The organism is Achromobacter sp. Marseille-Q4962 (genome assembly GCF_943737005.1).
Taxonomy (GTDB): Bacteria; Pseudomonadota; Gammaproteobacteria; order Burkholderiales; family Burkholderiaceae_B; genus Achromobacter.
Genome location: NZ_CALSFU010000069.1, coordinates 1 through 1,494 on the forward strand (window position 1 = coordinate 1; position 1,494 = coordinate 1,494).

A 1,494-nucleotide genomic window follows, 5' to 3' on the forward strand; every position below is an offset into this window, starting at 1 on the left:
GGGCGGGGCTGTCCGGCATGGTAGGGGCCGCCCTTTTCTCGCTGGCCGGCTCCGAAGGCGGCGGCGTGGGCGGCGCTTCCTCGCCGGCTGCCTCCGGAGCCGGCGGCGGGGGCAGCGATTCGGCCTGCAGCGCGGGCAGGGCCTGCAAAGGCAGCGGCACCGGATGCGCGGCGGGCATGGCCACCCGGCTGACGTTGGGCGTGCTCCAGTAGACCACCAGCAGCACCAGCGCGCCGTAGATGGCCAGGGTGTACAGCACCGTGACCGTGGCGCAGCCCAGCTTGCGCCCGGTAATCGGCGGGGTTTCGCGGCGCAAGGTCCGCAACCAGCGCGCCGCCGCCGCGCCGGGCGCGGAAATCAGCCACCAGCCCAGGCGCTTGAACGGGTGCGGCGCGCGCGCTGGCGGCAATTGCGCTTGCACCTGCGCCGCGAGCAGCTCGCGCAAGGCCTGGTTTTCTTCCTGCAGGCGGCGGGTCTGCTCGTCGATTCGCGCCCCGTCCTGGGCGGAAGAGGATGCCGGTAGTGAGGAGTGCGGATCAGGAGAAGTGCCGCTCATGATTAGAAAAAAATAGATACAACTATGTGCGGCGCCATTATGGCGCACGGCTGGCGCCCGGCAAATCTGGAATAGCGAGGAAAAAGGGTGCGATTTGAAAAGGTCGCGCAGCGGCATTGTCCTATGGCCGCAGACGAACCGCGTTTGCCCGCCCGACTGCGATGCGGGTCTGGACGACGCGGCCGGAGTGGATGCGGGAGCGGGCGGCTCCCCCCGGCAAAGAGGCCGGGTTACGCGGGTTCGCCGGTGTTTTCCCGTTGCCCCAGCCGCCGCATCGGATTGCCGCCCTGGATCGAGTAGGCCTCGACCTCGCCGCGCACGACGGTGCCGGCGGCAATTACGCAGCCCTGGCGCAGCACCGCACCGTCGAGCAGCACGCAATTGGCGCCGATCCAGACGTCGTCTTCGACCACGATGCCGCCTTTGCCGGGCCGGAACCCCTGCTGACGGATGGGCAGATCTTTGCGGCGGAACTCATGGTTGGTGGGCGCGAAAGTGCAGTTGGCCGCCACCGCCACGCCGCGGCCGATGCGGATGCCGTTGCCGGTGTAGAGCACACAGCCGGAATTGATGACGCTGTTCTCGCCGATGACCACGTCTCCCGTGCCGCCGGCCGGCTTGATCTTCACGAACGCATCCACCACGGCGCCGGGACCGATCTCGATCACGGTTCCGCGGACGGAGTCCTCGATATCGGCCAGGGGAGACACGCGCGCCGAGGCGTCGATGCGGATCATGGCGGCGGCCCCGTTCAGGCCTTGCGGCGCAGGAAGCCGTCGGGCGCCGAAGTCACCAGCAGGCGGTCCTCGACCGGTAATCCCCCCATTTTTAGCGTTTGCCAGAAGTAGGAACGCTATGCGGCCATGGCGAGCCGCTGTTTTGGGGTAAATCCGCCCAGAGCCATATTTGGGCGCTCGTGATTGTAGGACCACATCCAC

Annotated in this window: 2 protein-coding genes; both read right to left on the minus strand. The window is 67.9% G+C overall.

Translation table 11 applies throughout. From position 1 onward, the window contains the following. Positions 1-556 (minus strand): hypothetical protein (locus NGJ44_RS23065; RefSeq protein WP_251866057.1); only part of this gene is annotated, 556 nt, incomplete at its 3' end. Between the two features lie 230 nt (positions 557-786). Then, positions 787-1,293: an acyltransferase gene (locus NGJ44_RS23070; protein WP_251866059.1), complete on the minus strand. Its 507-nt coding sequence runs from the start codon at positions 1,291-1,293 to the stop codon at positions 787-789. Positions 1,294-1,494: the final 201 nt, after the last annotated feature.